Annotated in this window: 24 protein-coding genes; 15 read left to right on the forward strand and 9 right to left on the reverse strand. The window is 67.8% G+C overall.

The genetic code is table 11. From position 1 onward, the window contains the following. Positions 1–28: 28 nt before the first annotated feature. From ACOGXE_RS12505 to ACOGXE_RS12520, 4 genes are all read left to right on the forward strand, one after another. Positions 29–1258: a magnesium transporter gene (locus ACOGXE_RS12505; protein WP_419931241.1), complete on the forward strand. Its 1230-nt coding sequence runs from the start codon at positions 29–31 to the stop codon at positions 1256–1258. A 146-nt stretch (positions 1259–1404) separates the two neighbouring features. Next, positions 1405–2613 carry a potassium channel family protein gene (locus tag ACOGXE_RS12510; RefSeq protein ID WP_419931242.1) on the forward strand — a complete coding sequence of 403 codons (1209 nt, stop codon included), beginning with the start codon at positions 1405–1407 and terminating at the stop codon, positions 2611–2613. Positions 2614–2619: 6 nt separating this feature from the next. Further along, positions 2620–3477, forward strand: coding sequence for a PIG-L family deacetylase (locus ACOGXE_RS12515; protein ID WP_419931243.1), 858 nt, complete (start codon positions 2620–2622; stop codon positions 3475–3477). Further along, positions 3474–3827 carry an SCP2 sterol-binding domain-containing protein gene (locus ACOGXE_RS12520; RefSeq protein WP_419931244.1) on the forward strand — a complete coding sequence of 118 codons (354 nt, stop codon included), beginning with the start codon at positions 3474–3476 and terminating at the stop codon, positions 3825–3827. Before ACOGXE_RS12515 ends, ACOGXE_RS12520 begins: the two co-directional genes overlap by 4 nt. 39 nt (positions 3828–3866) lie before the next feature. Here the strand turns inward: ACOGXE_RS12520 and ACOGXE_RS12525 are convergent, their stop codons facing one another. The 4 genes from ACOGXE_RS12525 to ACOGXE_RS12540 all read right to left on the reverse strand — a co-directional run bounded on the left by ACOGXE_RS12525 (position 3867) and on the right by ACOGXE_RS12540 (position 6813). Continuing rightward, positions 3867–4712, reverse strand: coding sequence for a ChbG/HpnK family deacetylase (locus ACOGXE_RS12525; RefSeq protein ID WP_419931245.1), 846 nt, complete (start codon positions 4710–4712; stop codon positions 3867–3869). Between the two features lie 9 nt (positions 4713–4721). Beyond that, positions 4722–5288: a thermonuclease family protein gene (locus ACOGXE_RS12530; protein WP_419931246.1), complete on the reverse strand. Its 567-nt coding sequence runs from the start codon at positions 5286–5288 to the stop codon at positions 4722–4724. Positions 5289–5419: 131 nt separating this feature from the next. Next, a complete protein-coding gene (locus ACOGXE_RS12535) occupies positions 5420–6616 on the reverse strand; it encodes a steroid 3-ketoacyl-CoA thiolase (protein WP_419931247.1) in 1197 nt (398 codons plus the stop codon). 26 nt (positions 6617–6642) lie between these two features. After that, the gene (locus ACOGXE_RS12540) at positions 6643–6813 is read right to left on the reverse strand and encodes a hypothetical protein (RefSeq protein WP_419931248.1); all 171 of its coding nucleotides are present in this window, start codon (positions 6811–6813) and stop codon (positions 6643–6645) included. Between the two features lie 95 nt (positions 6814–6908). On the opposite strand from ACOGXE_RS12540, the gene ACOGXE_RS12545 reads away from it, so the two are divergent. The 6 genes from ACOGXE_RS12545 (at position 6909) to ACOGXE_RS12570 (ending at position 13644) form a co-directional block, all read left to right on the forward strand. Beyond that, complete coding sequence (locus ACOGXE_RS12545) at positions 6909–7895, forward strand: LLM class F420-dependent oxidoreductase (RefSeq protein ID WP_419931249.1); 987 nt, start codon at positions 6909–6911, stop codon at positions 7893–7895. Positions 7896–7970: 75 nt separating this feature from the next. Then, entirely contained in the window at positions 7971–8759 is a 789-nt protein-coding gene (locus ACOGXE_RS12550) for an enoyl-CoA hydratase/isomerase family protein (RefSeq protein ID WP_419931250.1), read from the forward strand. Positions 8760–8920: 161 nt separating this feature from the next. Then, complete coding sequence (locus tag ACOGXE_RS12555) at positions 8921–10045, forward strand: RidA family protein (RefSeq protein ID WP_419931251.1); 1125 nt, start codon at positions 8921–8923, stop codon at positions 10043–10045. An 80-nt stretch (positions 10046–10125) separates the two neighbouring features. Next, the gene (locus ACOGXE_RS12560) at positions 10126–11151 is read left to right on the forward strand and encodes a MaoC/PaaZ C-terminal domain-containing protein (RefSeq protein WP_419931252.1); all 1026 of its coding nucleotides are present in this window, start codon (positions 10126–10128) and stop codon (positions 11149–11151) included. 109 nt (positions 11152–11260) lie between these two features. Then, positions 11261–12427, forward strand: a complete 1167-nt coding sequence (locus ACOGXE_RS12565; RefSeq protein ID WP_419931253.1) for an acyl-CoA dehydrogenase family protein — start codon at positions 11261–11263, stop codon at positions 12425–12427. After that, positions 12424–13644 carry a CaiB/BaiF CoA transferase family protein gene (locus tag ACOGXE_RS12570; RefSeq protein WP_419931254.1) on the forward strand — a complete coding sequence of 407 codons (1221 nt, stop codon included), beginning with the start codon at positions 12424–12426 and terminating at the stop codon, positions 13642–13644. Before ACOGXE_RS12565 ends, ACOGXE_RS12570 begins: the two co-directional genes overlap by 4 nt. Before the next feature lie 34 nt (positions 13645–13678). On the opposite strand, the gene ACOGXE_RS12575 is transcribed toward ACOGXE_RS12570, so the two are convergent. The 3 genes from ACOGXE_RS12575 to ACOGXE_RS12585 all read right to left on the reverse strand — a co-directional run bounded on the left by ACOGXE_RS12575 (position 13679) and on the right by ACOGXE_RS12585 (position 16284). Continuing rightward, a complete protein-coding gene (locus ACOGXE_RS12575; protein WP_419931255.1) occupies positions 13679–14014 on the reverse strand; it encodes a DUF7508 domain-containing protein in 336 nt (111 codons plus the stop codon). Positions 14015–14049: 35 nt separating this feature from the next. Beyond that, on the reverse strand, positions 14050–15228 hold the full coding sequence (locus ACOGXE_RS12580) for an amidohydrolase family protein (protein ID WP_419931256.1): 1179 nt from the start codon (positions 15226–15228) through the stop codon (positions 14050–14052). Between the two features lie 138 nt (positions 15229–15366). Further along, positions 15367–16284 carry a DapH/DapD/GlmU-related protein gene (locus ACOGXE_RS12585; protein WP_419931257.1) on the reverse strand — a complete coding sequence of 306 codons (918 nt, stop codon included), beginning with the start codon at positions 16282–16284 and terminating at the stop codon, positions 15367–15369. Between the two features lie 124 nt (positions 16285–16408). On the opposite strand from ACOGXE_RS12585, the gene ACOGXE_RS12590 reads away from it, so the two are divergent. The 4 genes from ACOGXE_RS12590 (at position 16409) to ACOGXE_RS12605 (ending at position 18984) form a co-directional block, all read left to right on the forward strand. Beyond that, on the forward strand, positions 16409–16621 hold the full coding sequence (locus ACOGXE_RS12590; RefSeq protein ID WP_419931258.1) for a type II toxin-antitoxin system HicB family antitoxin: 213 nt from the start codon (positions 16409–16411) through the stop codon (positions 16619–16621). A 27-nt stretch (positions 16622–16648) separates the two neighbouring features. Then, a complete protein-coding gene (locus ACOGXE_RS12595) occupies positions 16649–16861 on the forward strand; it encodes an antitoxin MazE-like protein (protein WP_419931259.1) in 213 nt (70 codons plus the stop codon). 61 nt (positions 16862–16922) lie between these two features. Next, positions 16923–18059, forward strand: coding sequence for a nitronate monooxygenase (locus ACOGXE_RS12600; RefSeq protein ID WP_419931260.1), 1137 nt, complete (start codon positions 16923–16925; stop codon positions 18057–18059). Between the two features lie 40 nt (positions 18060–18099). Continuing rightward, positions 18100–18984, forward strand: a complete 885-nt coding sequence (locus ACOGXE_RS12605; RefSeq protein ID WP_419931261.1) for an SDR family NAD(P)-dependent oxidoreductase — start codon at positions 18100–18102, stop codon at positions 18982–18984. Between the two features lie 27 nt (positions 18985–19011). On the opposite strand, the gene ACOGXE_RS12610 is transcribed toward ACOGXE_RS12605, so the two are convergent. Both ACOGXE_RS12610 and ACOGXE_RS12615 read right to left on the reverse strand, forming a co-directional pair. Beyond that, complete coding sequence (locus ACOGXE_RS12610) at positions 19012–19911, reverse strand: metal ABC transporter permease (protein ID WP_419931262.1); 900 nt, start codon at positions 19909–19911, stop codon at positions 19012–19014. A gap of 71 nt (positions 19912–19982) precedes the next feature. Beyond that, positions 19983–21293: a metal ABC transporter solute-binding protein, Zn/Mn family gene (locus tag ACOGXE_RS12615; protein WP_419931263.1), complete on the reverse strand. Its 1311-nt coding sequence runs from the start codon at positions 21291–21293 to the stop codon at positions 19983–19985. 193 nt (positions 21294–21486) lie between these two features. On the opposite strand from ACOGXE_RS12615, the gene ACOGXE_RS12620 reads away from it, so the two are divergent. Beyond that, entirely contained in the window at positions 21487–22320 is an 834-nt protein-coding gene (locus ACOGXE_RS12620) for a metal ABC transporter ATP-binding protein (protein ID WP_419931264.1), read from the forward strand. The last annotated feature ends 28 nt before the right edge of the window (positions 22321–22348 follow it).

Consider the following 22348-nt stretch of genomic DNA (forward strand, 5'->3'; position numbering starts at 1 on the left):
ACTCGGCCGCAACCGGGTGCTTCGCCCGGTGGTCAGGCTGCACCCGCTGGGTTTCCTGCGTGGCCTGCTGGGCCCTGATGTCACCGGTGCCCGCCAGAGCCTCACCGCGCTTGCGGTCAGCAGCCTGACCGCCACCGCTGCAGGCGTCCTGCTCGCGGCGGTCACCGGCACGCTCGAGCGCCTGCCGGGCCTGCTCGTGCTCGTTCCCGCTGCGATCGGCATGCGCGGCGACATCTTCGGCGCGCTGGGCAGCCGTCTCGCCACCACCATTCACGCGGGAACCTTCAGAGCCACAGCCCGCAGCGACACGATCGTGGGCCAGAACGTCATCGCTGCAGCCGTGCTCACGCTGGTGACGGCAGTGGGGCTCGGCGTCATGGCCAAGGTGATGGCGCCGGTTTTCGGCCTGTCGGACATCATCGGCATCACCGATCTCATCGTGGTGTCGGTCGTCGGCGCTCAGTTGGCCTCGATCGTGGTGCTCGTCGTCACGCTCGGTCTCGCGGCCAGTTCCACTCGCCGGGGCTGGGACCTCGACAACGTCAGTGCGCCGCTCATATCCGCTGTCGGCGACGTGGTCACGCTGCCGGCGTTGTTCCTGGCCACCTATCTCGTGGGCATCACCGCCCTCACGCCGATCCTCGCAGCCGCCAGCGTCGCCGCAGCTGCCGCGGCCATGTTCTGGGCGTGGCGCTCTGGGCTCGAACAGCTCTGGCAGATCCTGCGTGAGTCGATCCCTGTGCTGTTCGTCGGAGGCCTGGTGCTCATCGTGGCCGGCGTCGTGATCGAGCACCGTCTCGAGGACCTGGCCGACAAGCGTGCCGTGCTCATATTGGTGCCGGCGTGTCTTGCTGCCGCCGGCGCCATCGGCGGCATCTTGTCGAGCCGGCTGTCGACCAAGCTGCATCTGGGCGTCATCGAGCCGCGTGCCCTGCCGCAGCGAGGCGCGCGCCTCGACATCCTGTTCGCCTTCAGCTTGACCGTGCCCGTGTTCGTGCTGAATGGGCTGCTCGCAAGCGCCTTCGGCACATTGTTCTCACTGTCCACACCGGGAACCGTCCGCCTTGTGGCCATCTCGCTGATCGGCGGCATGATCGCGACGGCGCTTGCCGGCTTCATCGCCTACTACGGCACCGTGGTCGCGACCCGCGTCGGCGTCGACCCCGATACCTACGGCATCCCGCTCGTCAACAGCACCGTCGACCTTGCCGGTGCCGCGGCGCTCGTGCTGGCCGTCAGCTGGGTGGGCTTGTCGTGAATTCCTTCCTCGCCCCTGTGCCGCTGTGCCTACGCTTGGCACAGCGACGCATCCAGGTCCCCGAGCCGATTGGAGCCCGTCGCGTCGCTCGCTGACGATTTGCAATGCGATCAGACCCTGAAGACAAACCTCGAAATCTGAAATCCATGCTCTCCGAGGCCAAGGACGCCTCTGAGCTCATGGTCGACCTGGCCTACGCCGCGCTCTATTTCGACGATGAGGGCATGGCCGATGCCGTCCTGGGTCTCGAGGAGGACATGTCCACCCTCGTGCACGAGATGCGATCGCTCGCCATGCTGGCCGTGCGGCACCCGCGCGAGGTCGACGGCATGAGCTCTGTGCTGCAGGTGGTGTCGTCCATCGAGCAGATCGCCAATGCTGCCGTGGATATCTGCAAGATCGTGCTGCACCACTTGGGCATCCCCCGGGCGCTCATCGTGGACCTGGCACAGGCCGCCGAGGTCTCGCACAGGTTGGTGGTGGCGGACGGCAGTCACCTCGCAAACCGGCCGCTGCGCGACATGGAGCTGCCCGTGGCCGTCGGCATGCGCGTGGTCGCCATCCAGCGGGGCCGCCACTGGCTGACCGATGTCGGCGGCGACAGCATCGTGGAGCCGGGCGACGTGCTGTTCATGCGCGGCGACCCGGCGGGCATCGTGCGGTTGCGCGAACTGGCGGCCATGGAGCGCTGGAACCCGCCCGAACCCGACGAGGCGCAGGCACCGAGCGACCTCGACCGAGCGGTCGACACGCTGGTCGAGATGAAGAACCTGTCGGAGGCGGCCATCGGGCTGGCCTATTCCGCGCTCGTGCTGCACGACCTGTCGCTGGCCCGAGAGGTGCGGTCCATGCAGGAGCGGCTCGACGGCATGAAGGTCTCCATGCAGACCTGGGTGCTGCGCGCGGCAGCGGAAGGAGCCGATGCCGCGGAGGCCGATCCCGCAGCACTGCGCGGCCTGCTGCATGTCGCCGAGGCTGCAGAGGACATCGGCGACCAGGCCCGCAATATCACCTCGCTCGTCCTCGAGGATGAGGACATTCACCCGGTGCTGGCGCTCGCGCTGGGCGACACCGACGACATCGTCGTGCAGGTGCCGGTGGCGCCGGGTTCCGAGGCCGACGACTCCACCCTCGGCTCGCTGGGGCTGGCGGTGGACCCCGGCTATCACGTGCTGGCCATCCGCCGGGCCGCCAGCTACATCTACAACCCCCCGCGTACGGTGCGGCTGTGGGTCGGCGACGAGCTGCTCGCGTCGGGTCCAGAAGAGGGCCGCGACCGGCTCGCGGCGATCTGCGGCTACTCCATGGACGTCGACGAGGAAACCGGCCACATAGAGCTGACGCCGGTAGCTTGACCGCCGATGTCGCAGGACACGGGACTGTCAATTCTCGCCGTGCATGCCCACCCCGATGACGAGGCGTCAAAGGGGGCGGGCACGGTCCGCCGGTATGCCGATGAGGGCATCCGCACCACGCTGGTGTGCTGCACCGGGGGAGAGGAAGGCGACATCCTGAACCCGGCGATGGATCGACCCGAGGTGAAGGAGAACCTCAGCGAAGTCCGCCGAGCGGAGCTGGACGCGGCCGCGGTCGAGATCGGCTACGACGAGGTGGTCATGCTGGGCTACCGCGACTCCGGCATGCCCGACACCGAAGCCAACGCCCACCCTGACGCCTTCGCCAATGCCGACCTCGACGAAGCTGTCGCCCGGCTCGTCACCGTGATCCGCCGTGTGCGCCCGCAGGTCATTTTGACGTACCCGCTGGTGCAGTCCCGCTACCCGCACCCCGATCACCTGCAGGTCACGGCCATCTGCATCCCCGCTTTCGCTCACGCCGGAGAGCCGGCGTGGCGGCCGGAATGCGGTCCGGCATTCACGCCGATGAAGATGTACGCGCCCGTCTGGTCGCACAAGCGCATGAGGCTCATCCATCAGGCCTTCCTGGACTTGAAGCTTGAATCCCCCTTCGACGAGAAATGGCTGGGCAGGCCAAGCCGGGACGACCGCATCACCGCGGTCATCGAGGTCAACAACGCGGTGCGACGCAAGGCGCTGCTGGCCCATGCCACCCAGGTTGATCCCGACTCGCCCTTCTGGTTCGGCCTGCCCGACGATGTCGCCGACTCGATCCATCCGTACGAGGAGTACATGCTGCTGGAGTCGCGCATCGCCACCGAGCCGATGGAGCACGACCTCTTCGCTGGGTTACGGCCATGAGCTTTCTCGACGACGAGTTCCTGGCGACGTGGGCAGATGCCGGCCACGAGCCGCTTGGCAACGTGTCGGGCACTGTCGTGATGAAGACCGCTGGCGGTCCCGACGGCAAGGTTGCTGTCAGCCTGATCTTCGAGTCCGGCGTCTTGACCGCTGCGTCTGCGGGCACGACCCGAGGTGCTGATCTGACGCTGGAGGCGCCGTGGCAGCTCGCCGCCGACGTGGTCTGCGGCGATGCCGATCCCGCCCGGCACTACATGGCCGGCGATCTCAAGGTCTCTGGCGACATGGCGCTCTGGCTGGAGCTGCTCCCGGCCTGGCGCGCCGCGGGTTCACTGGGCTCGCCGAGCTGATCGGCTGAACAGTGCTCGACGGAACACTGTCGGGCTGGATCAACCCGTGCCAGATCGCTGCAGCTGACGCAGCGCCCGATAGCCGATCAGCTTGATGCCGCTGCGCTGGATGTGGGTGCGCAGCTCGGCGTTGTCACGCAGGTGCAGCAGGTCCTCGACGCGCGATCCCCATTCGGCGGTCAGCGATCGGAGCTCGGGCAGATCGGCAGCGGGCTGCAGCTGCAGCTCGGTCAGCCCGGGCTCGAGCGAATCCAGCAGCGCTTCGATGCGCCGGTACCGCCCCATCATCCCGGGTGCGATGCGCAGCACCCGATCCGGGGTCACGACGCCCTCGGAGGTGACCAGGTCCTCAGCAGGGAATCCCAGCTGGCGCCGGGCCTCGCTGGAGATGAGACGCACGGGCAGCTGGAACTCCACTGCCAGCTCCAAGTACACGTCGAAGAATTCGGGGCGGACGCTGAGAACGTCGAGGTGGCTGTCGAGGTGCGTGACGTCGAAGCCCCACAGGATTGCCCGCTCGATCTGAGCCCGGCATTCCCGCCGGACCTCGTCGAGGTCGGCGTGATCCCACACATCGCTGACGGTGCTGGGCATCCCGCCGTTGCCGTCGAGCAGCGACGGCCCGTAGGTGATGGGCCCCCACCGGTACAGCTCGAACTCGGCGTTCAGCGTGAGCGCCACGCCGATGTCCTCGCCCCGGAATCTCGCCGCCGCCTCGCGCGACCACGGGCACGGCACGAGCAGCGTCCCGGTGGTTGCCAAGCCGTCCCGCAGAGCGGCGTACACGCCTTCGTTCATCGCGTGGCAGCCGCCGAGTCCGGCCGCGCTGATGATCAGCAGTCTGTCGTCGGGGCCGTATCCGAGCCGCTCCCACAGCGGTGCCACACAGACACGCTAACGGGCGCCTTCGAGCGGCCGGTTCGGACCGCCACAGTCGGCCCAGATCCCTCTGCGGGCGCCGCGAGCGTCGGCTTCGGCATCGTCGAGCACAGCCCGGTGCTCTGCGTTCGGCTCGAAGTGCATGGTTCCGGCGTAGCCGTCGAGCACGAGGTACCGGTTCACGAACAGGCCGTCGGCGGCTCGGTAGACGTAGGCCAGCAGCCGGTCGTACCGGTCGTACAGCTCAACGTCGCGCTGCAGGAGCACCTCGGTGCCCGGCGGGAGCAGTTCGGCCGTCCGCCGGGTAGCTGCGTCGCCGCCGCATTCGGCCGGCAGGTAGCCGCCGGTCTTCTCCGGGGTGTCGATGCCGATGAACCTGACGGTTGCCTGGCGCCCGCCGAGGTCCACTTCCATCGTGTCGCCGTCGATAACTGCGAGCACGACAGCGTTCGGCTCCAGCGCTCCATGGGGGGCAGTGGTGCCGGGGCCGCCCACAGTCTCCGAGGATGCCGACGGAGTGCTCTGGGCAGCCGGGGTCGTCGCGCCGCCGCTGAGGTACTGCCAACCGGCGAACGCGCCCACGCATGTGGCCGCTATCGCGGCGACTTGGATCGCTCTGCGACCGCCGGCCGAGCGACCAGCACTCGGGCGGCGACCAGCCTCGCCGGGTGCGCGGCCGACCGGGCCGGATCCCGAGAACGGCCTGCCGTCGGTCAGAGCCGCTCGATGACGGTGCCGGTACCCAGCCCGCCGCCGCAGCACATGGTGACGAGAGCCGTGCTCTTGTCGGCCCGGTGCAGCTCGTGCACCGCCTTGGTCAGCAGGATTGCACCGGTGCCGCCCAGCGGGTGGCCCAAAGCGATTGCGCCGCCGTTGGGGTTGACGCCGTCCATGTCAGGATTCACCTCACGCTGCCAGGCCAGCACCACCGACGCGAACGCCTCGTTGATCTCGACGATGTCGATGTCGGACATCTGCATGCCGTTGCGCTCGAGCAGGTAGTTGGTGGCCTCGATCGGCCCGGTCAGCATCAGCACTGGGTCGCTGCCGACCAGGCACGTGTCGACGATGCGGGCCAGCGGGCGCAGGCCCAGCTCGGCAGCACGACCGGCGCGCATGAGCAGCACCGCGCCCGAGCCGTCGCTGATCTGCGAAGAGCTGCCTGCGGTATGCACGCCGCCGTCCATCACCGGCGACAGCCCCGCAAGCCCTTCCGCTGTCGTAGGCCGGATGCCGCCGTCGCGCACGACATGGCGGACCTCGTCGGTGGGCTTGCCGTCCTCGTCCAGCACCGGCGCGTCGATCTCGACGAGCTGGGTGGCAAAGCGATCCTCAGTCCATGCCCGGGCGGCGTTGTTCTGGCTGCGCAGGCCGTAGGCGTCGCATTCCTCGCGGCTGATGCCCCACTGCTTGGCCATGAGCTCGGCGCCCTGGAACTGCGTCGTGTACTCGTAGTGCTCCTTGTAGCGCGACGTTGCCGTGCGCTGCCCCTTCTTGTAGCTCGAGCCCATCGGGTTGCGCGTCATGGATTCCACGCCGCATCCGATGGCGGAGTCGACCACCCCGCTGCGCACCAGGCCGTATGCCAGCGTGGTGGCCTGCTGGCTCGAGCCGCACTGCGCGTCGACGGTGGTGGCCGCGACCGAGAGCGGATAGCCCGCGCCGAGCCACGCGGTGCGGGCGATGTTGGCCGTCTGCTCGCCGGCTTGGCTGACGCAGCCGCCCACGAGTTGACCGATGCTGGCCGGGTCGACCTGGGTTCGCTCCATCAGCGACGTGAGCACGTCGCTGAGCAGATCGGAGGGGTGAATGCCGCTCAGATCGCCGCCGCGGCGGCCGACGGGGGAGCGGACGGCGTCGACGATGACGATGTCGTCGCTGTGGGCTTGGGACGTGGATGCGCTGCTCATGGCCGGCACTGTACTTGCGGCCAGCGTCAGGCGGCGTGGAGATCGATCTCGGGTGGGCGCGCCGTGGCGGCCAGCGCAGCCCGTGCCCGAGCAACCCCGCGCAGGCCTTCCTGACGGGTGGCCCGGTTCAGCCGGTGGGGCATCCGACTGGTCGACACCAGCCGGAGCTGAGGTGCGAGATCAAGCTGTTCTGCCATGTGCACAGTGTGATCAGGGGGTGTGACACGAAAGACGGCGAAACCGCTGCGGCGGCACCCGGATCCGGTTGCGCCGCCTCACTAGCCTGCGCGCCGTGACCTCCCATGCAAACGACTGGCGCTACGGCATCACGGTTCCCTTTGATGATCCCCTGCATGCACAGGCCGACCTCTACCGCGAATTCGCCGACCTCGGCTACACGGAGTTCTGGAGCTCCGAAGCCGATGGCACCGACGGCTTCACCCCGCTCGTGCTGGCCAGCCAATGGGTGCCCGACGTGCGTCTCGGCATCGCCATCATCCCGGTCTTCACCCGCGGTCCCGCGCTGCTGGCCCAGCAGACGGCAGCCATCTGCGAGGCAGCGCCGGGCCGCTTCGCCATGGGCATCGGAGCCTCGTCGAATGTCATCGTGGAGCGCTGGAACGGCATTCCCTTCGACGAGCCGTTCAAGCGAACACGCGACACAGCTCGATTCCTGCGCCAAGCCCTCACCGGCGAGCGGATCAGCGAGACCTACGACACCTTCGACATTCAGGGCTTCCGGCTCGGCCGGCCGCCGGAGATCCAGCCGCCGATCCTGCTGGCGGCCCTGCGGCCCGGCATGCTGCGGCTGGCGGGCAGCGAGGGCGACGGCGCCATCATCAATTGGCTGTCGGCTGATGACGTAGCCACCGTCCGCCCCTATGTCGACGAGGGCGGCGAGGGCAAGGAAGTGGTGGCTCGCATCTTCGTGTGCCCCAACCCCGACGCCGAGGTGGTCCGGTCGGGCTTCAAGCGGGCAATCGCCGCCTATCTCAACGTGCCGGTGTATGCCGAGTTCCATCGCTGGCTCGGTCGCGGCGACCTGCTTGCCGCCATGTGGGAACGCTGGTCCGATGGCGACCGCCGAGGGGCGCTCGAGGTCATCGACGACGACCTCGTCGACGAACTGCTGGTCCACGGCCCGCCGGAGGCGTGCCGAGAGCACATCGACCGCTACCACGCGAACGGCGTCGACGTGTCGGCCATCTCGATCATGCCGTTCGGCGGCATCGATCCCGTTCAGGCCGCCCGCGACCTCTCGCCTGCTGCCCGCGGCTAGCGGCCTCGATCACGGGACAGCCCGGGCGCGTAACCTCCCGTGGGACCGGCAAGCAGGCGCATCACAGGAGCGGACATGGACCTCGAGACGATCATCTACGAAGTGCGCGACGGGGTGGCGCACGTGCGGTTCAACCGACCTGAGGGCGCCAACGCCGTCAACCCGCAGTTCTCACGCGAGCTGCGGGCTGTGATGCTGGAGATCGAGTTCGACGATGCGGTCAAGGCAGCATCGATCACTGCGGAAGGACGGGTGTTCTCCGCAGGCGGCGATCTCAAGGAGTTCCACGCGGCGGGCGACGGCCTGCCCCAGCTTGCGTCGGACATGGTCATCGACCTGCACGCTGCCATCAACAAGATGAACCGCACGCCGAAGCCGTTCGTGGCAGGTGTGGGCGGCAGCGTCGGCGGGGCCGGCATGTCGCTGGCCGCCTCGTTCGACCTGGTGGTGGCGGGCGAGTCTGCGAAGTTCACCATGGCCTACACCCGTGCTGGCGTGACGCCCGACGGCACATCGTCGTACTTCCTGGCCCGCCACATCGGGCTTCGGCGGATGCTCGACCTGACCCTCACCAACCGCGTGCTGTCGGCAGAGGAGGCCGAGCAGTGGGGCCTAGTCAACCGGGTGGTTCCCGACGACGAGGTCGATTCGGCAACAGCCGAGCTGGCTCAGGCGCTGGCTGACGGCCCGGCGTGGGCGCTGGGCCATGCCAAGCGTGTGATCTATACGGGTATCGATTCGCCGCTTGAGCAGGCGGGCGAGTTCGAAGGCAAGACGATCACCGACGCCATGCAGACCCACGACGGCCGCGAGGGCATCGCTGCATTCGTGGAGCGGCGCGCGCCGAACTTCACCGGAAACTGAAGCGCCGCTCCGCGCGAGGGGCTGCAGCCCAGTCCCGGCGGGGAAGTTCGCCGAGGCGCGCGGCGCTGTTGTGAGCGTCCTAGCGTCGAACGCTTGCGCGCACTAGACAAGGTGTGAGCGGCACCGACCGTGTCGCCGTTTGTGCATGAGGAGCACGAACCATGCCTCCCCAGGAGATCACCCCGGAGCCATTTCCGTGGCTGGACACCAGCCGGTATTCCTTCTCACAGGGCATCGAGGCTGGCGGGGCGGCATGGCTGGCGGGCCAGACCGCGGGCGCATATGACGCAGAGTCCGGGCGGGTCACCGTGCGCGGCGACGGTGCCGAGCAGGCCAGCGTGTGCTGGGCGAAAGTGGAGGCGGTACTCGACGCGGCCGGGCGCGACATCAGCGAGTGCTCCGAGGTGACCGAATACGTCACCGTCGCAGGCGCACCGGAGCGAGACGCCATCGCGGGTGAACGTCCGCATGGCTTGGGCTCGGCTGTCGGTGGGGTCCGGCCCTCGACGTTCGTCGTCGAATCGCTCGTGCGGCCCGAGGCGCTGGTGGAAGTCGAGGTCGTGGCCGGCCGAGTCGATGGATTGGTGCACGTGCCCCAGGTACTGCCCGTCGACGACGATGGCAACGCGGTGCTGGCGGGCGACTTCGTCGGTCAGTGCGAGTGGGCGCTCGAAGAAGCCGGCCGCCGCCTCGAACCTCACGGCATGGATCTGTCCAACGTCGTGAGGATCGTGCAGCAGACGACAGCGGCCACCCGCCGCCAGTACAACGAGACCGCGGAGGCACGCTGGCGGTTGCTCGCACCGCAGTTCCCGTCGTCGACGGGGTTGCTCATGCCCGAGCTGCCTCATCCCGAAGCCCTCGTGGCGCTCGATGTGTGGGCGTCGGCGCATCCCAAGACAGTCGTGCCGTACCTGGCTGAGGCCTACTCGTCGCTCACCTTCAGCCCAGCGGTAGAGGCCGGCGGGCTGTTGTTCATTTCCGGCACGACAGCGTTCAATCTCGGCACTGGCGAGACCGTCGCCGAGGGCGACATCTGCGGGCAGGCCGAGTTCGTCTACGGCGAGATCGCCGCGATCTGCGAAATGGCAGGCACCTCCATCGACAACCTCGTCAAGACTGTCGAGTACGTGACGCCCGACGGCGTCGGCGACTACCGGTCTGTCGGAGAGGTGCGCCAGCAGGTGATGGGCCGACCGTTCCCCGCCTCTACTGGTGTCGTGGTGTCGGGGCTGCTCAGTCGCCGCTGGCTGATCGAGGTGGAAGCCGTCGCCTTGATGCCCTGAGAGGCAGAGCCGGGCGAAGCCGGGGTCCGAGCGGCCCGTGAGCCCGTATCGCATCGAAACTGGGAACAAGAGCGGGAAACATGACGCAGTTGCTGACTCCTGAAGTACGCGCCGCGCTCGGCACGACGGTGACGTACGTGGCGCCCGAACCGCTCGGCCGGGCGTCCATTCGCTATTTCGCCTTGGCCATCGGTGCCGATCCGGGGCGTTGGCGGGATGAGGCACCGCCCACGCTCATCTGCGAGACAGCGCAGCTGACAGGTCGCGCTGTGCCTGATGGGAATGCGTATCTCGGGCACGCTTGGGAGCTGCCGCTGCCGGTGCGATGCGCCATGTTCCGGGGTGGCAACGACTACCGCTTCGATCAGCCTGCCCGGTTCGACCACGTCATCTCCACGACGTGGACCCTGACCGATGCAACCGAGCGGCTCGATCGGGAGGGCCATCCGCTCCTGTTCGTCACTGCCGAGGCGGCGTATTCCGCCGACGGCGATCCGCTCGCGACGAACGCCGAGACGATGATCTTCCGCCCGCTCGCGGCCTCTCAGCCCGAGAGCGATCCGCCCGATGAGGAAGCAGAGGCGGACGCGGCCCAAGGCTCCACGGCAGAGGCCGTGCCGACGACGCCAACCCCCGAGGCGGACGACCCAGCGACCGTCGGTGCTGCCGAGTCTCTCGGTGCCCGTGCTGGCCCTGAACCGCTGCCTCGGGAGCGTCTGAGCCCGGGCCGGTCGCTCCGGCCGCTGCACCGGCGGATCGCCTTGGCAGACATGGTCGCGTACGGAGCCGCCACGTGGGACTGGCATCGCCTGCACTACGACGAGGCTCACGCCCGCCGGCTGGGCGCTCCGGCGCCGCTGGTCGACGGCCAGATGCTCGGCGCCTTGCTGGCGGAATGCGTCTTGCGCGCCGCTGGCTCTGGTGCGCGGCTGGTCCGGCTCGCGTACCGGAATCGCGCTCCGGTGCACGCCGGTGAGACGGTGACCTGCTCCGGCACGATCGCGACATCCGACGATGCTGGGTTCAGCGTCGACATGTCCGTTTCCGTCGGTGACCGGCTCGTCGTCGCCCCGGCGTTCGCCCAGCTCGACTGGACCGCCGGCTAGCTGCACAAGCCGAGCATCCTGCCGCTTCCACAGTCAAATGCGACTGCGTCAGTCAGGTTCCGAAGCGGGCCGAGACCTAGCATCGGTCGCCGAAGCAAGGAGGCACAGCGTGGATTTCTCCATGAGCGACGAGCAGGCGCTGATTGTCGAGACCGTTCGGCGCTTCGTGGAGAGCGAGATCATCCCGCTGGAAGCCGACCTCGATCCCGACGCCGGCGAGCTGGAGCCTGACGACGCGGCGCGGCTCACGCAGATGACCCGCGACATGGGCTTCTACGGGCTTGACATCCCGGCGGAATACGGGGGTCCGGGTCTCGACACCACCACCCGTGCGCTCATGGCCATCGAGATGTCCAAGCACCGTGCCGGGCTCTACAACCCGTGCTACGGCACCTTCGGCGGGGCCGGGCTGGCACAGCTCTACGAGGCCACCGAGGAGCAGAAGGAGCGTTGGCTCTACCCGACGTTGCGGGGCGAGAAGACGGGCTGTTTCGCCCTGACGGAGCCCTCGGGTGGTTCCGATCCCGGTCGGGCCATACGCACCCGGGGCTTCAAGGACGGCGACGAGTGGGTGCTGAACGGCTCGAAGCTGTTCATCTCCGGCGCCGACAAGGCCGACTACGCGCTGCTGTTCGCGCGCACCTCCGATGACCCGGGGCGCAACGGCGTCACGGCCTTCATCGTCGACACTGACACGCCAGGGTTCAACGTTCGCCGGGTGGTGCACACGCTGCGAGCCACCCGCTATGCCACCGAGCTGGAGTTCACCGACATGCGGGTGCCCGAGAGCCACGTGCTCGGCGAAGTGAACGGGGGCTTCGGCATCGCCAACGACCGGCTGAGCCGCCAGCGCATCCCGTATGCGGCGGGCTGCCTGGGGCCGGCGATCATGGCGCAGGAGATGGCGATCGAGTGGGCGCGCAGCCGCGAGACCTTCGGCTCGGTGCTGGCCGAGAAGCAGGCGGTGCAGTGGATGATCGTCGACAACGAGATCGACATCCGCCACGGCCGCTGGTGCGTGCTGGAGGCAGCCCAGAAGGCCGACCGCGGCGAGCGGTTCCGCACTGAGGCCGCCATGGCCAAGCTGGTCGCTTCGGAGGCGGCCGGCCGGGTGGTGGACCGCTGCATCCAGATTCATGGCGGCATCGGTGTCACTAAGGACCTGCCGCTGGAGCGCTGGTACCGGGAGCTGCGGATCCGGCGCATCGGCGAGGGTCCCAGCGAGGTGCAGCGGCTGATCATGGCCCGCGACATCCTCGGCGGCAGCTTCAAATGAGCGAATCTCACACTGAGTCCGATACTGGGACCGGCGAACCGACCCGGCCGCTGCCGCTCGACGGTGTGGTGGTGCTGGACCTCGGGCAGATCTACCAGGGGCCGTACGCCGGGCTGCTGCTGGCATATTCGGGTGCACGGGTCATCAAGGTGGAGCATCCCCGGGGCGAGGCGCTGCGGGGGCACAGCCACGGGTTGCCCTTCGCCATGCTCAACTCGTCGAAAGAGACCGTGTCGCTGGATCTCAAGTCGCCCGGCGGCCGGGAACTGTTCATCGAGCTGGCCAACGGTGCCGATGCGGTGCTGTGCAACTTCGCCCCAGGCGTGCCCGAGCGGCTGGGCATCGATGCCGAGACGCTGTGGCAGACCAACCCCAAGCTGGTGTTCGCCCAGGCCAGCGGCTACGGCCTCGATGGACCGGATGCGCAGCGCACCGCCATGGACGTCACCGTGCAGGCGCACATGGGCGTCATGAGCATCAACGGCTTCGCCGACCGTCCGCCGGTGAAATCGGGGGCCACGTTCATCGACTTCCTCGGCGGCACCCACCTGTACGGCGCCGTGGTGACGGCGCTGTTCGAGGCGCAGCGGACCGGTCGGGGACGCCTGGTGTCGACGTCGATGGCAGAGGCCACCTACTACACGCTCACCACGTCGCTGCAGGCCTGGCAGCTGCATGGCGTGACCGGGCGCATGGGCAATCGCAATGCGGCCATGAGCGTCTCGCCGTCCAACGTGTACCCGTGCAGCGACGGGCACATTGCTTTGATCGCGGCCATGAATTCGCACTGGCGGGCGGTGCTGGAAGTGATCGGCCGCGCCGACCTGCTCGACGACGAGCGCCTGCGCAGCAATGCGGGCCGCTGCGAGCACATGGACGAGGTGGACGACTTGGTGTCGCGCTGGACGTCAGAGCACACCCGGGCTGAAGCGGCCGCGGCTTTCGGTGCGGCCGGTGTGCCAGTGGCCGAGGTGCGCGAGGTGACCGACGTGGTCCACGACGAGCACATGATCGAACGCGGCTTCCTGCAATGGACGGAGTTGGATGGGCTCGGCGAGATCCCGCTGGCGCACAGCCCGCTGCACTGGCACGGCTCGGACAAGCGCGAGCTCGAGCCGTTCCGGCCCGTCGGGGCCGACAACGAAGCCGTCTACGGCGAGTTCTGCGGTCTCGACGGCGACGACTTGGCTGCGTTGAGAACCGAACGGATCATCTGATCCGCCGAGGCCCCGGTGCCTCGATCTGGAGCTGTCAGGCGGGGGAGAGGCGCCCGACTCGCTGTGCTTGGTCGCGCTGCGGTTCGGGCAGTTCGCCGTGGTCGGCGAGGTGCAGCATCAGCAGTTCATCCCAGCGGCTGCGGTAGTTGGAGGTGAACTCACACCGGAACTGCGTGGCGACGCCACCCAACTGCTCGATCTCCCTCTGCAGCGCGGACTGCATGCCGAACGGCTCACGGGCGCCGGCATAACCGACCGACAGCACGGTGCCGTCCGAATCGGCCACGTGGTACACGCCGAGTTGTGCGGGCAGTGCATCGATTGCGATGTCGTCAAACCGCTGCCACGGCTTGTCGAGGCGGATTCCCATGGCTGCAGCTCGCGTGATGGCCGGCTGAGGGGCCGCTAGGCCGCAGCCGCCGGCACGTACGCGGCGGTGCCCATGAGGTCCTCGAAGTTCAGCCGGAAGAATCGCTCCTGCACGTCGGCGGGCAGGTGCTCCACCTCGCGATCGAAGCGTCGGAGTGGGTTGCGGCCGCCTTCGACATGGGGATAGTCGGAGCTGAACATGCAGATCTCCGGTGCCGTGTTCTCGATGATCCAGCCGGTCGGCTCGGTGGGGTAGGGGGTCACCCGGACTTGGCGGTGCACGTACTCCGAGGGGCGCAGGCTGAGCTTGCCGAGCCGCTGCTCGTGCCGCTCGAATGCGTCGAAGGCTGCCTCGAGTTGGCGGATGAAGCCCGGCACCCAGACAGCGCCCAGCTCGATGACACCGATCTTCAGCTCGGGAAAGCGCTCGAGCACGCCGTCGAAGATCAGCATCGAGAGTGCCTGCAGCGGCGCGGCGGAGATCGCCATGTACGACACGGAGCGGAAGTTCTCGCCCCCGCCGTGGAAATCGGGTTCCGGAGGCAGCCCGTTGTTGCGGTGCTGAGGCGGCATCACCAGGTCCGGCGTGGCCACGTGCATCGCGATGGGAATGCCGGCCTCCTGGGCGGCGGCCCACACCGGGTCGAAGCCGACGTGGCTGTGGGCGTGGAGCTTGGGCATCCGGTTGGGGATGAGCAGCGCCGCCGCGCCGTCGTCAATGGCCTGGCGGGCGTGCGGCCCGGCCCGGTCGATGTCCTGCAGCGGCACCGAGCACACCGGCAGCAGCCGCGGATCGCCGGAGCAGAACGCGACCTGGGCTCGGTTCGCCGCTGTCGAAGCCGCATAGGTAAGGGCGGGCTCGGCAGTGTGCTCCATTTCCTCGATGAGCGTGTTGGGCATCGACGGGAACACGAGTTGGCTGGCGAAGCCCAGGTCGTCGAGCGCCTGCGACCGATCGGCGGGATCCCAGGCGCCGGGTGCGATGTAGTTCTTGCGCAGCATCACCTCGGCCGCGGCACCGGCGCGGAACTCCGGGTCAGCCTGGCGAGTCCGGGCATTCTCGATGTCAGCGAACACCTTGTCGTTGTCGCCGATGGAGAAATGGTCGAGCGCGTATCGCGCCACCTCGGGCGAAGCGAACGGTTCCAGCCATTCGGGCGGTTCCATGGTGTGTGCATCCGCGTCGTGAATGATCCTGTCCTCGACATATGGCACGGCGGTTCCCCCTCGCGCAGCGGCACCTGCAAGCCCGACGTTATCGCTCCCGTCTTTGGGGCTTCCGGGCTGGGATCTACTGCCAGCAGTCGGTAGCGGGGGATTGCCCTGCACACTCGCCCTGCAGGCGGCGGGTGGTCAGTTCTTGTGGAGGTCGGGGTTGATGCCTTCCCATCGGCCCGGGTCGGCGACTCGCATCTCGATGGCGCCGGTGACGCTGTTGCGGATCAGCAGCATGCCCGAGTGTCCAGAGATGTCCCGGCCCTTCACGACGGAGCCGTCGGGCAGTGTGATCCGGCTGCCCGCAGTCACGTACAGCCCGGCTTCGACCGTGCAATTGTCGCCCAGCGCGATGCCGATGCCCGAGTTGGCGCCCAGCAGGCAGTGCTCGCCGATGGAAACTCGCTCCCGGCCGCCGCCCGACAGCATGCCCATGGTCGAAGCGCTGCCGCCCAGATCCGAGTGTGCCCCGATGACCACGCCGGCGGAGATACGGCCTTCGACCATGGCAGGCCCGAGCGTGCCGGCGTTGAAGTTGACGAATCCCTCGTGCATGACCGTGGTGCCGTCGGCCAGGTGGGCGCCGAGCCGCACCCGATCGGCGTCGCCGATGCGCACGCCTGCGGGGATCACGTAGTCCACCATGCGCGGGATCTTGTCGACGGCTGTGACCGTGACCGGCTGGCTGCGCGCAGCCGCTGCAGTCCGCAGATCGTCGACTCGTTCGGGCAGCACCGGCCCCGCGCTGGTCCACGCGCAATTGGTCATCAGACCGAACATGCCGTCGAGGTTGGCGTCGTGAGGCTTGATCTCCCGGCGGCTCAGCAGGTGCAGCCGCAGGTACGCATCTGCCAGGTCTGCCGGAGGCGCATCGAGATCGTCGATCGTGACGGTGATGGTCTCGCCGGCATTGACGCCGAGCTCGACCGCCAGGCACGAGCGGGCCGGCGGCGAGTCCACCGTCGCCCCCTCCGGGAACCACGCATCCAGCTTGGTGCCCGTGGCGGCGTCCACGTAGCTGTGACCGACTGCGCTGATGCTTCCCGAGTTGCTCATCTGCGCATCCTGCCACCGCAGCCCTCAATCCGTCGCCGAATTTCATTGCATGTGTTGTCGAGACGTGGCATACATTCCGACAGGTTCGCCAGACTGTTCTTCGGCACGGATTGTGAGGGACGGCGTGCACAAGTACGAAGTCATCATCTACTGGAGCAATCTGGACGAGTCATTCATCGCCGAGGTTCCCGAGCTTGCTGGCTGCGTTGCGCATGGCGACACAAAGATGGATGCCTTGCACAACGCCGAATCAGCGATCGACCTGTGGATCGACACAGCCCGCGAGTTCGGAGATCCAGTACCGGAGCCCAAGGGCGAGCGGTTGATGCTCGCCTAGCGCCGGAGTCGTGTTCAGGGTGGAGACATGGTGACGCAGCTGGACGAGTCAGGTTTGGCGGACGAGATCTGCGGGCATTGCACCGATATGCGCGGGCGAGTTCTGCGGCCGATCCAGGTCGGTATCCCCGACACCAGGCAGCCCGACTTTGCTGAAGCAGCCCGACGGCAATCCGCAGCGGTCGCGGCGAGCGAGCACGCTGCCGATGACCAAGCGTTCATCGACTCGCTGTCTGACTGAAGCGGTCAGTCGTCCTGCGCTGGCGCTGCGGGGGAGAGTGCTGCGCCGGTAGTTTCGGGGCATGAAGACACCTGTGTGCGAGATGCTGGGCTGCGACGTCCCGATCGTGGCGTTCACCCATTGCCGGGACGTGGTGGCGGCGGTGACCAAGGCGGGCGGCTTCGGCGTGCTCGGGGCTGCGGGGCACACGCCCGAGCAGCTCGACATCGACATGGGCTGGATCCAGGACGAGGTGGGCGGCCGTCCCTTCGGCGTGGACATCATCGTGCCGGCCAAGTACGAGGGCAAGTCTGAGGGCGAGCTGTCGGTCAAGGACCTCAAGGCGATGATCCCGCCGGCGCACCGCGAGTTCCTCGACGACATGATGGAGCGCTACGACGTGCCTCCGTTGGCGGCCGACGACAAACCCGGCGCGATCGCCGGCGACGCCGAGCCGCCCATGACCTACGCCCAGGCGGTGCCGCTGATGGACGTGGCGTTCTCGTACCCGATCCGGCTGGCGGTGAACGCGCTCGGCCCGCCGCCTCCCGACATGATCGAGCGCGCGCACGACAACGACGTGCTCGTGGGGGCGCTGGCCGGCAAGAAGGTGCACGCCGAGCGCCATGTCGCCGCAGGCGTCGACATCGTGATCGCGCAGGGCCACGAGGCCGGCGGCCACACCGGCGACATCGCCACCATGGTGCTGGTGCCCGAAGTGGTGGACGCCATCGCACCGGTGCCGGTGCTGGCCGCTGGGGGCATCGGCAACGGCCGCCAGGTGGCCGCCTCGCTGGCGCTCGGCGCCCAGGGTGTGTGGTGCGGGTCGGTCTGGCTCACCACCCAGGAGGCCGAGACGCACCCCGTCGTGAAGGAGAAGTTCCTGGCGGCCGGCTCATCAGACACGCTGCGGTCGCGCTCTCGCACCGGCAAGCCTGCCCGCCAGCTTCGTTCGGCCTGGACCGACGAGTGGGAGGGCGAGAACTCGCCGGGGACGCTCCCGATGCCGCTGCAGCCGATGCTGATCGGTGCCGCCAGCCGCCGCATCGACCGAGCGGCCATGAACCCCTCCAACAAGGGCGCAGTGGAGCTGGCCAACTACTTCGTCGGCCAGGTGGTCGGGCAGCTCAACGAGTCGATCTCGGCCACGCGGGTCGTCGAGGAGATGATCAGCGAGTATCTCGACGTCATGGAGCGCTTCGAGCATCTCAACGCGTGAGCGCTGCCGAGTTCGAGCCAACCGACACAGGGGGACAGACATGGAAACCATGACCGGACGCGTCGCGGTGGTGACCGGGGCGGCATCGGGCATCGGCAAGGCCTTGGCATTGGGCTTTGCCGGCGAGGGCGCCAACGTGGTGCTCGCCGACATCGAAGAGGAGCCGCTGCGCGCAGCGGAAGCCGAAGTCGCCGAGCGAGGTGTCGAGGCGCTCGGCGTCATCACCGACGTCACCGATGCCGACTCGGTGGGAGCGCTGGCCCAGGCCACCATCGACCGCTTCGGCGCAGTGCACATGGTGTGCAACAACGCCGGCGTCGGCGGGGGAGGGCTCATCCGCAACCAGCAGCTCGTCGACTGGAAGTGGGTGGTGGACGTCTGCCTGTGGGGTGTCATCCACGGCGTACACCACTTCCTGCCTCACCTCATCGAGGCAGAGGAATCTCACATCATGAGCACCGCCTCGGTGGCGGGGCTCATGTCGGTGCCGGGGCTCGGCCCCTACAACGCCGCCAAGTACGGCGTGGTGGCCATCATGGAGACGCTGCACCTCGAGATGCAGCGCGACCGCAACGCCGATGTGGGCGTGTCGGTGCTGTGCCCAGGCGTGGTGCGCACCAACATCGCCACCGCGCAGCGCAACCGGCCCGAAGAGCTGCGCCGCGAGCGGCGGCCCCGGCCGGAAGGCGAAGCACCGACGGAAACTGCCGACGCCCGCCGCCGCAACGCCAATATCGCTGCGGCCCTGGAACGGGGCATGGACCCATCCCAGGTGGCTGCCAAGGTGATCGAGGCCATGTACGAGCGACGCTTCTGGGTGCTGTCACATCCAGAGCTGCTGGCCGACGTGAATCATCGCAACCAGCAGCTCGCTGATCTCGAGAACCCCACCATCTACACGAGCTTCACCGACGGCGAGCAGTAGCCGGCCGCCGCTGCTCGCAACGTCAGCTCAGCGGCTGTCGGCGAGCATCTGCACGGGCAGCGCATCGTCCGGCGGCCCTGGCCGCAGCGCATGCACTAGCGCCCTGATCAGCATGGTCGCGAACAGGATGGCCACGGCGGTCAACGCCATCGATCCTCCTCCGGCGAGCCGGTGGTGGTAGCTCAGCAGCAGCCCGACATAGACCGACACGGCTCCGATCAGCACCGCCGTGACCATGATGAGCGGCACTCGCCGCACGAACATCGCAGCAGTCGCCGGGGGAGCGATCAAGAAGGCCATGACGAGCAGGCTTCCCACCACCTGAAACGAACCCACGATGGTGATGGCCAGCAAGCCCATGAGCACGCCGTGGGTGAGACGCGGCCGAAGCCGGGCCATCTCTGCTTGCACCTCGCAGAACGTCATCACGAAGAACGCCCGGTAGAAGACGACCGCACCGCCGACGGCCACGAGAGCGACCACCGCTTGGCGCACCAGATCGGTGTTCTGTACCCCGGTGATCGAACCGAAGAGAAAACGGTCGATGTCACCGCTGCCGGCGGCAGCTCCCGACGACATGATCACCACCGCGAGCGCCAGCAGTCCCACGAACAGCACGCCGATGGACGTGTCCTCCGACAGCGGCGAGATGCGCGGGATGAACGAGATTGCACTCACCATCACGATGGCCGCGGCCAGCGCGCCGAGGCCCGTGTCGAAGCCCACGATGAACGCGATCGCAATGCCGGGAAGCACGCCGTGCGCCAAGGCGTCGCCGAGGAAGTTCAGGCTCCGCAGCACCACCCAAGTGCCCACCATCGAGGTGGTCAGCACAGCAAGCAGGCCCGCGACGAGCGCCTTGGTCATGAAGGGGTTGGAGGTGAACGGCTCGATCCACCAGCCCACCGGATCGGTGAGGAACGTCATGTCATCCCCCTGATGGGCTGGTGGTCGGCTCGCCCCTGGCTAGGGGTGGTGTCGTTGCAACGCTACGGCTCTCAGCCCAGCGCGTCCGCTATTGCGTGCGCGTTGAACCTCAGCATGCCGATCAGCGTGTCGCCGTCTTCGCCTACCGGCGCGAGGCTTCCCGTGAGCAACTGCACCACGGCAATGTCTCCTGCGGCGGTCGCCAAGGCTTGGATGTCGACGTCGGAGTGTGTCGTCTCTGAGAACACTGCAGGCACGCCCTCGTGCTCGATGATCTCGGCGAGTTCCTCCAGCAGCGCAGGGTTGGTCTCCGCTGCAGTGGAGAGTGACGGAATGACCGTGCCCACGACCTCGAAGTCGTAGCGGTCGGCAAAGTAGCCGAACGCATCATGGTTGGTGATCATGATGCGGCGGTCCGCTGGCACTGCCTCGAGAATCTCGGCGACCTCGGCATCGGCAGCTTCCAGCGCCTCACGGTAGGCATCCAGGCAGCCGTTGACCGTGTCGGCATCGGCGCCGGCATGGATCAGCTCGTCGGCCAGTTCGCCGAGGGCACCTGCGACACGCTGCAAATCGAACCAAACGTGAGGGTCGCCACCACTGTGGTCGTGGCCCTCGTGGTCGTGGTCGTCGTGGCCGTCTTCCTCGTCGTGGTCGTGGCCTTCGTGGTCGTCGTCGTGCCCGTCCTCTTCGTCGTGGTCGTGGCCTTCGTGGTCGTCGTCGTGCCCGTCCTCTTCGTCGTGGTCGTGGCCTTCGTGGTCGTCGTCGTGCCCGTCCTCTTCGTCGTGGTCGTGGCCTTCGTGGTCGTCGTCGTGCCCGTCCTCTTCGTCGTGGTCGTGGCCTTCGTGGTCGTCGTCGTGCCCGTCCTCTTCGTCGTGGTCGTGGCCTTCGTGGTCGTCGTCGTGCCCGTCCTCTTCGCCGTGGCCATGGTCGTCGTGCCCACCGCTGAACTCGAATTCGATCGTGTCGATGTGCTCAGCCACCTCGAACACATGCACGCCCTCGGCCGCGACAGCTTCCAGGGTGTCGGTGAGGCGCTCCTCGAGACCGAGGCCGTTCGCAACCACCAGATCGGCTGCGTCCATCGTCTCGCGGTCTCGCAACGACGGCTCGTATGTGTGCGGGTCGCCGCCCTGCGGGATGAGGGTGGCCACCGAGACGCTGTCGTCGCAGCCCACGTTGCTGACCACGTCGGCCCAGATACCCGTGGTAGCGACCACCGATGGCACCGTCGACGATGCGTCCGTCGCGTCAACCGCCTCGGTGTCGCTGTCGGTGCCGGTGCAAGCTGCTGCGAACAGCACCGCGGCAACCGTTACCACCAGTCCGCTTCGGCGGATCCGCCGGCGCCCTTGTCGATTCGCGACCGCTTCGACCGTCATGTGTGCCTCCCGTATGCTCCGATGCAAGTGCGGAAGAGCCCCGCTGGCGCTCTCGCCTCACGTCAGATTGTGAGAATGAGAATCAGTTTCAGCTACCCTATCGAGGCTTGGTAACCCAAGCACCTTCGAAATCGAAGCGAGGCAGGCCCTGTTTCATCTCCACGACATCCGTGTCTCGTTCGGGCCCTGCCACGTGCTCGAGACAGGCGATCTGAAGCTCGACGGCCCGTCCTCGGTCGCACTCATGGGTCCGAACGGGAGCGGCAAAACCACCTTGCTGCGGGTGCTCAGCGGGTTGCAACGCCCGACGTCGGGCCGATTGGAATCGGCCGGCGACGTCAGGGTGGGGTTTGTGTGCCAGCATCACCAACCGCACCCCTTCATGCCGATGACCGTGCAAGAGGTGCTGACCATCGGGCGATACCGCAGCAGCGGACTCTTGAGGCGGTTTCGTCGCAGCGACAAGGAAGCGGTTCGCGTTGCTGCTGAGCGGCTCGACGTTGCACACCTGCGTCACAAATCGTTTGGCGAGCTCTCCGGGGGCCAGCGTCAGCGAGTGATGGTGGCGATGGTGCTCGCGTCGGACTATGACTGCTTGCTCTTGGACGAGCCGATCACCGGCCTGGACTTGCCGAGCCAGACGACCATTCTCGAGGTGATCGAGGCTGAGCGTGCGGCCGGCCACCTCGTGGTGATGTCAACGCACCACCTGCAGGAGGCACGACGCTGTGATCGTGTGCTGTTGCTGAAGGGGATGGTGCTTGCCGACGGGTCTCCCGACGAGGTGCTGACCGATGCGCACCTGACGGCGGCATTCGGCGGCGCAGTGGTGGCCCACGACGGCACCGAGCACGAGTTCATCATGGAGAGCACCCACGCCCACGAGGCAGGCGATCCCGGTCACAGCCCGTATGTCGGCGTCGTCTCGCACGCCCGTCACGGCCAGCTTGCGCCGCCAGGCAGCCACCACGGTCACCATCACGACCATGACCACGAAGCAGAGCACCAGCACGCTCGACGTCTCTGACCGCCCGGGGCGGTCTGCCGTTGCCCCG

The organism is Candidatus Poriferisodalis sp., from assembly GCF_965208555.1.
Taxonomy (GTDB): Bacteria; Actinomycetota; Acidimicrobiia; order Acidimicrobiales; family Poriferisodalaceae; genus Poriferisodalis.

What these genes read in the sequence shown, in the direction of transcription:
- ACOGXE_RS12510 (WP_419931242.1), top strand. Translation starts at nt 1,405, where the DNA reads ATGCTCTCCGAGGCCAAGGACGCCTCTGAGCTCATGGTCGACCTGGCC.
- ACOGXE_RS12515 (WP_419931243.1), top strand. Translation starts at nt 2,620, where the DNA reads ATGTCGCAGGACACGGGACTGTCAATTCTCGCCGTGCATGCCCACCCC.
- ACOGXE_RS12520 (WP_419931244.1), top strand. Translation starts at nt 3,474, where the DNA reads ATGAGCTTTCTCGACGACGAGTTCCTGGCGACGTGGGCAGATGCCGGC.
- ACOGXE_RS12535 (WP_419931247.1), bottom strand. Translation starts at nt 6,616, where the DNA reads ATGAGCAGCGCATCCACGTCCCAAGCCCACAGCGACGACATCGTCATC.
- ACOGXE_RS12540 (WP_419931248.1), bottom strand. Translation starts at nt 6,813, where the DNA reads ATGGCAGAACAGCTTGATCTCGCACCTCAGCTCCGGCTGGTGTCGACC.
- ACOGXE_RS12550 (WP_419931250.1), top strand. Translation starts at nt 7,971, where the DNA reads ATGGACCTCGAGACGATCATCTACGAAGTGCGCGACGGGGTGGCGCAC.
- ACOGXE_RS12555 (WP_419931251.1), top strand. Translation starts at nt 8,921, where the DNA reads ATGCCTCCCCAGGAGATCACCCCGGAGCCATTTCCGTGGCTGGACACC.
- ACOGXE_RS12560 (WP_419931252.1), top strand. Translation starts at nt 10,126, where the DNA reads ATGACGCAGTTGCTGACTCCTGAAGTACGCGCCGCGCTCGGCACGACG.
- ACOGXE_RS12570 (WP_419931254.1), top strand. Translation starts at nt 12,424, where the DNA reads ATGAGCGAATCTCACACTGAGTCCGATACTGGGACCGGCGAACCGACC.
- ACOGXE_RS12575 (WP_419931255.1), bottom strand. Translation starts at nt 14,014, where the DNA reads ATGGGAATCCGCCTCGACAAGCCGTGGCAGCGGTTTGACGACATCGCA.
- ACOGXE_RS12585 (WP_419931257.1), bottom strand. Translation starts at nt 16,284, where the DNA reads ATGAGCAACTCGGGAAGCATCAGCGCAGTCGGTCACAGCTACGTGGAC.
- ACOGXE_RS12595 (WP_419931259.1), top strand. Translation starts at nt 16,649, where the DNA reads ATGGTGACGCAGCTGGACGAGTCAGGTTTGGCGGACGAGATCTGCGGG.
- ACOGXE_RS12600 (WP_419931260.1), top strand. Translation starts at nt 16,923, where the DNA reads ATGAAGACACCTGTGTGCGAGATGCTGGGCTGCGACGTCCCGATCGTG.
- ACOGXE_RS12605 (WP_419931261.1), top strand. Translation starts at nt 18,100, where the DNA reads ATGGAAACCATGACCGGACGCGTCGCGGTGGTGACCGGGGCGGCATCG.
- ACOGXE_RS12610 (WP_419931262.1), bottom strand. Translation starts at nt 19,911, where the DNA reads ATGACGTTCCTCACCGATCCGGTGGGCTGGTGGATCGAGCCGTTCACC.
- ACOGXE_RS12615 (WP_419931263.1), bottom strand. Translation starts at nt 21,293, where the DNA reads ATGACGGTCGAAGCGGTCGCGAATCGACAAGGGCGCCGGCGGATCCGC.